This window comes from Hyphomonas sp. (genome assembly GCF_040882205.1).
Lineage (GTDB): Bacteria > Pseudomonadota > Alphaproteobacteria > Caulobacterales > Hyphomonadaceae > Hyphomonas.
In genome coordinates, this window is sequence record NZ_JBBEBT010000023.1 from 1 (window position 1) to 8,281 (window position 8,281).

8 protein-coding genes are annotated in these 8,281 nt (G+C 63.1%); 3 read left to right on the forward strand and 5 right to left on the reverse strand.

What is annotated here, in order from left to right; translation table 11 throughout:
* Together WEA77_RS01495 and coxB are read right to left on the reverse strand one after the other, a co-directional pair.
* On the reverse strand, positions 1-1,054 hold a 1,054-nt coding region (locus WEA77_RS01495; RefSeq protein ID WP_368066104.1), incomplete at its 3' end, for a cbb3-type cytochrome c oxidase subunit I.
* Between the two features lie 23 nt (positions 1,055-1,077).
* Positions 1,078-2,043, reverse strand: coding sequence for a cytochrome c oxidase subunit II (gene coxB / locus WEA77_RS01500; protein WP_368066105.1), 966 nt, complete (start codon positions 2,041-2,043; stop codon positions 1,078-1,080).
* A gap of 165 nt (positions 2,044-2,208) precedes the next feature.
* Between coxB and WEA77_RS01505 the strand changes: the two genes are divergently transcribed.
* The 3 genes from WEA77_RS01505 to tldD all read left to right on the forward strand — a co-directional run bounded on the left by WEA77_RS01505 (position 2,209) and on the right by tldD (position 4,555).
* The gene (locus tag WEA77_RS01505) at positions 2,209-2,796 is read left to right on the forward strand and encodes a tetratricopeptide repeat protein (protein WP_368066106.1); all 588 of its coding nucleotides are present in this window, start codon (positions 2,209-2,211) and stop codon (positions 2,794-2,796) included.
* Between the two features lie 87 nt (positions 2,797-2,883).
* Positions 2,884-3,099, forward strand: a complete 216-nt coding sequence (locus tag WEA77_RS01510; protein WP_368066107.1) for a hypothetical protein — start codon at positions 2,884-2,886, stop codon at positions 3,097-3,099.
* 52 nt (positions 3,100-3,151) lie between these two features.
* On the forward strand, positions 3,152-4,555 hold the full coding sequence (gene tldD, locus WEA77_RS01515; protein WP_368066108.1) for a metalloprotease TldD: 1,404 nt from the start codon (positions 3,152-3,154) through the stop codon (positions 4,553-4,555).
* A 16-nt stretch (positions 4,556-4,571) separates the two neighbouring features.
* On the opposite strand, the gene WEA77_RS01520 is transcribed toward tldD, so the two are convergent.
* The 3 genes from WEA77_RS01520 to WEA77_RS01530 form a co-directional block, all read right to left on the reverse strand.
* A complete protein-coding gene (locus tag WEA77_RS01520) occupies positions 4,572-6,446 on the reverse strand; it encodes a peptide MFS transporter (protein WP_368066109.1) in 1,875 nt (624 codons plus the stop codon).
* A 190-nt stretch (positions 6,447-6,636) separates the two neighbouring features.
* Positions 6,637-8,016: a glutamate--cysteine ligase gene (locus tag WEA77_RS01525; protein WP_368066110.1), complete on the reverse strand. Its 1,380-nt coding sequence runs from the start codon at positions 8,014-8,016 to the stop codon at positions 6,637-6,639.
* A gap of 95 nt (positions 8,017-8,111) precedes the next feature.
* Positions 8,112-8,281, reverse strand: a 170-nt coding sequence (locus tag WEA77_RS01530) for an RsmE family RNA methyltransferase (RefSeq protein WP_368066111.1), incomplete at its 5' end; no start/stop codon positions are given.

Genomic DNA, 8,281 nt, shown 5'->3' on the forward strand with positions numbered 1-8,281 from the left:
TGACCATCGTGGCGGCCACGAAATAGGCCTTCAGGTCAACGTTCATACCAACGGTGTACATGTGGTGAGCCCACACGACGAAGCCGATGACGCCGATCGACACCATGGCGTAGGCCATGCCGAGATAGCCGAAGATCGGCTTTTTCGAGAAGGTCGAGACAACGTGGCTGACGATGCCGAAGGCCGGCAGGATCATGATATAGACTTCGGGGTGACCGAAGAACCAGAACAGGTGCTGGAACATGACCGGGTCGCCGCCGCCGTTCGGGATAAAGAACTGCGAGCCGAAGTTACGGTCCGTCAGCAGCATGGTGATGGCACCGGCAAGCACCGGCAGCGCCAGCAGGAGCAGCACGGCGGTCACCAGAATCGACCAGGCAAACAGCGGCATCTTGTGCAGCGTCATGCCCGGTGCGCGCATGTTGAGGATCGTGACAATGAAGTTGATCGCGCCAAGGATCGACGCAATGCCGGCTGCGTGCAGCGAGAAGATCAGCAGGTCCATCGACGGGCCGGGATGGCCGGCCGCCGAAGAAAGCGGCGGATAGATCGTCCAGCCGCCGCCGAAGCCGTTCCCGCCCGGACCACCGGGAACCACCATCGAGATACAGGCGAGGATGAACGCAACAACCGTCAGCCAGAAGGAGATATTGTTCATGCGCGGGAACGCCATGTCCGGCGCGCCGATCATAAGCGGCACGAACCAGTTGCCGAAACCGCCGATCAGCGCGGGCATCACCATGAAGAAGATCATGACGAGGCCGTGATAGCTGATCACGACGTTGTAGAAGTGTTTCGCAGCGGTGATCGCGGCGTCGCCCTCAAGGCCGAAGAAGTTGGTCTGGATCCACAGCATCGGACCAATGCCCGGCTCGGCCAGTTCCCAGCGGATCAGGCCGGAGAGCGAGTAGCCCACAATACCGGCAACCATCGCGAAGACGAGGTAAAGCGTCCCTATATCCTTGTGGTTGGTCGAGAAGAACCAGCGCGTGAAGAAGCCAGGCTTGTGATCATGGTCTTGGCCGTGATCGAGGGCGATTTCATCCATAGGCATCGGTCGTACTCTTCTTCGTGAAATCAGTTGGAGGAGGCAAATTTGGTTTCGGACCCGAGCGCCGCGACCTGGCGAACAGAGGCCGCTGCAGCGTCATAGTCGCCGGCCTTCATCAGCTCGGCCCAACGGTCGAACACAGCCTGCGAAACAACGCGCACTTCGATGGGCATGAAGGCATGTTCAATACCGCAGAGTTCCGAGCACTGGCCGTAATATACGCCTTCCTGCTCGACGAGGAACCAGCCTTCGTTGAGGCGTCCCGGCACGGCATCGGTCTTTACCGCAAAGGCCGGTACCGCAAAGGCGTGGATCACGTCAGCGGCGGCCGTGTAGTAGCGGATATAGCGGCCAGCCGGAACAACCAGCGGATAGTCGGTGGCGAGCAGGCGCGGGCCGACATCGGTCGGGTCGCTGGCGCGGCCCTTGTACAGGCCGTTCGAGACGAACTCGAGCGCAGCGCCGGTATCATCGACAATGTCCGGATAGGTATAGGTCCAGTTCCACTGGTTGCCCTGAACCTTGATGTTGACGAAGCCCTTCTCCGCGGCGTCCGGAAAATGATTCTTCGTGTAAGCCAGGTGTTGGGCGGTCTTGTTCTCGGCCAGCAGCTTCTTGGAGGTCGCCGCGATCTCGCCGAGGTTTGGCGTGACGTTCTGGTAGTAGAGGTTCGGGAAGGACAGGCTGGCAATACCGACGAGGATCAGGGCTGGAACGACCGTCCACACCACTTCAACCGTTGTATTGTGGCTGAACTTGCGCGGGGTCTTGTTGGCGCGCTTGTTGTAGCGGACCATGACCCAGATCAGAAGAACGGTCACCAGGGCGGTGATCAGCGTGATGATCCAAAGGAGCACTACGTGGAACTCGTGCACACGCTCGGCGATGCGGGTCGCGGCAGGCTGGAAATCAATAGCGCCGTCGACGGGCACGGCCGCAAACGCAGGCGCGGCAAACAGGCTGGCGGACAGGGCGGCAGTCAGGTATCGCACGATGGAAAACCTCAGGTCAGATCGGGTAGCTTGCGGATTCGAGAACTTCCTATACCAGCATCAGGCTTAACCCCAGTCCTTTCCACGCTCAAAATTGTCGCAGCGCATCGCCGCACAGGCGATTTCGTGCTAGTTGAGGGGTCATAAAATCAAAGGGAGCCTGCCATGTTCCGTACCTTCATCATCGCCGCTGCCGCCGCGCTTGTCGCGCCTGTCGCGCTTGTCGCGCTTGTCGCGCTTGTCGCTCCGGCCGCCTCTGCCCAGGTCACCGTCATCGGAGGCGGGATCGCACGCGATTGCTACGAAGCCGTGAAATTCAGCCTCGGCCGGGCGAACGATACCGAGGAATTGTGTACCCGCGCCCTCGAGGTTGAAGCCCTCAACATCAGCAACAAGGCGGCGACCTATACGAATCGCGGCGTCCTGCGGATGCGGCAGGGCGATTATGACGCTGCCCTGAAGGACTATGCTGCTGCCAAGCGGATAAAGCCGGGCACCGGCGCAACCTGGCTCAATGAAGGCGCCGCCTACATCTTCAAGAAGGACTACAACTCCGCCCTCGTGTCGCTGGAAAAGACGATCGAGCTGAATTCCGAGGATATCTACGCCGCCTATTACAACCGGGCGATCGCCAAGGAGCAGACCGGAGACGTCCAGGGCGCCTACTATGACTTCGTGAAGTCGAAGGAACTGAACCCCGATTTTGCAGCCACAGACCGCCAGCTCGCCCGGTTCACCGTCACCACGAACTGACCCTGCCCCGGGACTTTTTTGATTCGGCCCCGCAACCGGTTAGAAAACCGTGCGTTTCATCCCTGTGATTGGTGCAGGAGAGAAAAAATGCGGATGGCATTGCTCGTTACCCTGCTGGCCTCTGCTTTCGTGGCGGCCGGCTATTTCGGAGTGGCCCAGCAGATTGCGAACGGGTTCATGGTCCTGACGGCGTTGTTTGGCGGCCTGGTCCTCCTGGGCGCAGTTGCTGGCGGCATCCGGGTATCAGGCCGGCGCCGGGCAACGCCTCAAATCGCCCCGCGCGTGCGCCGGCATACCGCCTGATCTGTGACGCAAGTGCCTTGCGGCGGGCGCCGGACGGTCACATGTTGCGGGGATGAGCGATACACCCCTGCCTTTTGACCTGACAGCCGCCGCCGATGTGCTGGCCCTTGCCGCCCGCGGCGCCGATGACGGCGACCTCTATGTGGAGCGCTCGCGGTCCGAGAGTTTCGTTTTTGATGACTGGCGGCTGAAGTCCGCTGCCTATGACACCGACCAGGGCTTCGGCCTGCGGGTCGTTGCGGGCGAGGCCCAGGGCGCAGGCTATGCCTCGCAGCTGACCCTCGACGCCATTCGCCGCGCCGCCGATACCGCCGCGCAGGCCAAGCGTGGCTATTCCGGCAAACTTGCCGCCGGGCCGCAGCCGACAAACCGCCGCCTCTATGCCCCCATCGACCCGACGCTGAACCCGGGCTTCACGGACAAGACAAACCTCCTTGCCGAGATCGACGCCTTCGCCCGCGCCGCAGATCGGCGCGTCGTGCAAGTGTCCGTCTCGCTGTCCGGGAGCCACAAGGAAGTCGATATCCTGCGCCCCGACGGCGCACACTTCCATGACATCCGTCCGCTCGTCCGGCTCAACGTGTCTGTCACGCTTGAGGAAAACGGCCGCCGCGAGTCGGCCGGCTCCGGCGCCGGTGGCCGCGCCGCCTATGATGAGTGGATCGAGCCGTCCCGCTGGCAGGCCATGGTGCGCCGCGCGATCCAGAAGGCCGAAGTGAACCTGAAGTCGATCCCTGCCCCGGCAGGCGAGATGGAAGTCGTGCTGGGGCCGGGCTGGCCCGCCGTGCTGCTGCACGAGGCAGTCGGCCACGGCCTCGAAGGCGACTTCAACCGCAAGGGCACGAGTGTTTATGCCGGACGCATCGGCGAGCAGGTCGCGGCGAAGGGCGTGACGATCATTGATGACGGCTGCATCGAAGCGCGCCGGGGTTCGCTCTCCTTTGATGATGAAGGCACACCGACACAGCGCACCGTGCTGATCGAGGACGGCGTCCTCAAGGGCTACATGCAGGACCGGATGAACGCCCGCCTGATGGGCATGGCGCCCACCGGCAATGGCCGGCGTGAAAGCTACGAGTCGCAGACCATGCCCCGGATGACCAATACCGTGATGCTCGCCGGCAGCACGGACCCGAAAGAAATCGTCGCCTCGATCAAGCGCGGCCTCTGGGCGGTCGATTTCGGCGGCGGACAGGTGGACATCACCTCCGGCAATTTCGTGTTCCAGTGCACCGAAGCCTACCTCGTCGAGAACGGGAAGATCGTCGCGCCGGTGAAGAATGCCACGCTGATCGGCCACGGGCCCACGGCGCTCTCGGACGTCACGATGATCGGCAACGATTTCGCGATGGATGACGGTGTAGGCGTCTGCGGCAAGGCGGGACAATCGGTGCCAGTCGGCGTCGGCCAGCCCACCCTGAAAGTCGGTTCACTGACGGTCGGCGGCGCGGGCTGAGCCCACGCCGTCTGCCTTACTCCGCAAGTCCGCGCGCCGCTTCCGCTTCGAGTGCCGCCTTGCTCGCAAGGCGGCCTGCCTTGCCGTGGCCGAGATATTTCAGGGCGAAGCTTACTGCGCCGAGCAGCACGCCGAGAATGATCGCGACGACGCCGAGGCTCCAGAACACGGCGCTGTAGGTTTCAAGCGCCTTTCCGGGATCGAGCACCTGACCGGCGACCGTATCGCTGGCCGTAAACTGGGCGATCAGGCCCGCCACATATTGCGCGAAAGCAGATGACAGGAACCAGCCCGCCATCATGAAGCTGACGACCGCGGCGGGCGAGAGCTTGGTGATCATCGACAGCCCTACGGGCGACAGGCAAAGCTCGCCGGTCGTGTGGAGCAGGTAGGCGCCGACGAGGAAGACCAGCGGCACGCGGTAGCTATCGTCCGCGAACTGAACCCCCCAGACCAGAACCCAGAATCCGAGTCCGACCTGCACCAGCGCGAGGCCGAACTTCAGCGCCGTGTTGGGGTCGGCCTTGCGCGCGGCAAGCCAGGCCCACAGGGCGGCGAAAGCTGGCGCGAAGAGCAGGATGAAGCCGGAGTTGAAACTTTGCGTCTGCGCCGCCGTGACCGTCATGAAGCCATCATTCGGCAGCTGGGTATTGCGTTCGGCAAACTGGTTGAGCGAGGAGCCCGCCTGTTCGAACAGCGACCAGAAGACAACCGACATGAAGATCAGGAACAGCGAGAGGATCAGCTGCTGGCTTTCCTTCCAGCTGCACTTTGTCACCATGTAGAAGGTGATGTAGCCGCCGAACAGGATGAGGCCGCTCATCAATGTGAGGAAGGTGTACTGAGGGGTCTGCAAAAGAAACCAGACGACCGCGACACCGGGAATGGCCAGCAGGTAAAGCATCCATTCGAAGGTGATAGGTCCGGCGACCTTCTTTGCCAGCCGTTCGGGGTTTGGCGGTGCACCGACATGGTCCGGCAACTGGCGCTCGCCGGGGCTCCAGAAAGCCAGACGCTGGCGCGTGAACACCAGCCAGCCAATGGCCATGCCGACCGCGGCGAGGCCGAAGCCCGCCCACCAGCCGACCGTCTGGCCGAGATAGCCGCAGAGGATGGCGGCCCAGAAGGCGCCGAGGTTGATGCCATAATAGTAAAGCGTGAAGCCGGCATCGCGTTTCGGATCGTTCTCCTCGTACAACTGGCCGACGATCGAGGAGATATTTGCCTTAAGGTAACCGACGCCCATCACGATCAGCGCGAGCGCGAGGAAAAGGATGTTGGTATACAGTGGATTGCGCACGGGCTCCGACAGGGTTTCCATGACGTTCGGAATGACTGCCGGGAGCGGGCTGCCGGCATCGAGTCCGGTGAAGGTGATGCCGCCGTCATCGTTCACATTGGCGCGGCAGCCATCATACGCCACATCGCCGCCGAACAGGCAGCGCTGCGTTCCGGTCTCAACGAAGACCTGGCGCGAGCCGCCGCGTCCTTCGACCGCGAGGTTGTATTCGGCGCCGTTGACCGTCATCGTCTGGGTCGCCTGCGGGCCATGCAGGCCCATCGTAAGGTGGCCAGCGACCAGCAGCAGCGCGCCGAAGGCAATCGCCTTGCGATTGCCGAGATACTTGTCCGCAAGAAAGCCGCCGAGCAGCGGCAGCAGGTAAACGAGCGCGGTGTAGGAGCCGTACTGGGCCTGCGCGGTACGGTCATCGAACAGGAAGTGCTGGGTCAGGTAGAAGATCAGCAGGCCGCGCATGCCGTAGAAGGAAAAACGCTCCCACATCTCGGCGAAGAACAGGATATGCAGTCCCTTGGGATGCTGGCGCATCTGGTTGAACACCGGGATACAGGTCGCCAGCGTGATGACGATGCCCAGAACAATAACCAGCATGAACGGCTCCCCAGCGCGCAACAGGTGACACGGCTCGCGAGTGGCGGCCCGATTGTGTCAGAGGTTTGACCATGCCCCGGAGGCGGGCTCAAGGCGGTTTCTGCCGTTGCGCCGAATGCGTCTCACGCACGAAAACGGTCCACACGCCCATAGGGCGAGTTGCAAACGGTTTATGGACGGGAGAAGCGGGTCAGTACGCCTCTTCAGCGAACACCCTGGTGAGGTCCTTGTTCCAGGGGCCGTGATAGCGCTGGAGGAGCCTTTCGGCGGGCGTGAGGCCCGAGGCGGCGATCTCGTCGAGACTGGACAGGAAGCCGGCTTCGTCGTCCCCGGCGGCGGAAATCCGCCTCCGGTCGCGCAGGCCCGCGCGGCTGATCGCCAGCACTTCCTTCGCAAGGTCCTGCATCGAGCGCCCGCCCGGTATCGGTGTGCGAAGGCCGAGCGTGCGCACGCCCTGGCGCATTACTTCGCGCTCCGGCGCGGTCCAGTGCTTGACGAGGTCCCAGGCCGCATCGAGCGAGGCTTGCGAATAGAGGATACCGGTCCAGAAGGCCGAGAAGGCGCACAGCCGGTCCCAGGGGCCTGCGTCCGAGCCGCGCATCTCGAGGAAGCGTTTCAGGCGCACTTCCGGGAAAATGGTCGACAGGTGGTCGACAAAATCGTCCATCGCCGGTCGCTCGCCCGGCAGGATCGGCAGTTTGCCGTCCATGAAATCGCGGAAGCTGAGGCCCGAGGCATCGAGATACAGCCCGCCCCGGCGCACGAAATACATCGGCACATCGAGCGCGTAGTCCACGTATTGCTCGAACCCGAAGCCCTGCTCAAAAGCGAAGGGCAGCATGCCGGAGCGGTCGGGGTCCGTGTCGGTCCAGATCTGCGAGCGATAAGAGAGGAAGCCGTTTGGGCGCCCGTCAATGAAGGGCGAGTTGGCAAACAGCGCCGTGCCGAGGGGTTGCAGGGCCAGCGAGACGCGCAGCTTCTGCACCATGTCGGCTTCCGAGCCGAAATCGAGGTTTGCCTGCACCGTGCAGGTGCGGAACATCATCTGACGCCCAAGACGGCCGACCTTGTCCATGTAGGCCGTCATGATCTTGTAGCGGCCCTTGGGCATCACCGGCGTGTCGGCGAGGCTCCAGACCGGGCTTGCGCCGAGGCCGAGGAAGCCGATACCGAGCGGTTCGGCGAGTTCGCGGACCTCGGTGAGGTGGCGGCCGACTTCGGTACAGGTGTCGTGGATCGAATCCAGTGGCGCGCCAGAGAGTTCGAATTGCCCGCCCGGCTCGAGGCTGACGCTGGCGCCGTCCTTTTTAAGGCCGATAAGGTGGCCGCCCTCGATGATGGGCTCCCAGCCGAACCGGTCGCGCAGGCCTTCCAGCATGGTCAGCACGGACGCCTTGCCGGCATAGGGCAGAGGCTTGAAGCCGTCCCAGAGGAAGCCGAACTTCTCGTGCTCTGTGCCGATGCGCCAGTCCGTCTTGGGTTTGGAGCCGGCTTCCATGTATTCAACAAGTTCGGTCTTGCCGCCGATCCGGGGCGAGGCCTCGTCGATGTCGCTGGTCGGCGTGGTCACCGTCTGGCCTCCGGGATCAGTTTCTGTCCGGCGTGGAGATAAGGCTGAAAAGTGGCAACGCCAATGGCCCCCTCGAAATTGGCTGTGACCCCGCCTTAGCCCCAGTCGCCGCAGACGGCCTGCCAGAGCGCCATCGCCGCAATGGCGGCGGTTTCTGCCCGCAGGATGCGTGGCCCGAGGCTGACGCCATAGCCGCCCGCCCGGCCGCGCAGGAAGGCGCGTTCCTCTGCGGTAAAGCCGCCTTCCGGGCCGATCAGGAGGGCGG

Coding starts and splice junctions, on each gene's coding strand:
- WEA77_RS01520 (WP_368066109.1), bottom strand. CDS start 6,446: ATGCTGGTTATTGTTCTGGGCATCGTCATCACGCTGGCGACCTGTATC.
- tldD (WP_368066108.1), top strand. CDS start 3,152: ATGAGCGATACACCCCTGCCTTTTGACCTGACAGCCGCCGCCGATGTG.
- WEA77_RS01505 (WP_368066106.1), top strand. CDS start 2,209: ATGTTCCGTACCTTCATCATCGCCGCTGCCGCCGCGCTTGTCGCGCCT.
- WEA77_RS01510 (WP_368066107.1), top strand. CDS start 2,884: ATGCGGATGGCATTGCTCGTTACCCTGCTGGCCTCTGCTTTCGTGGCG.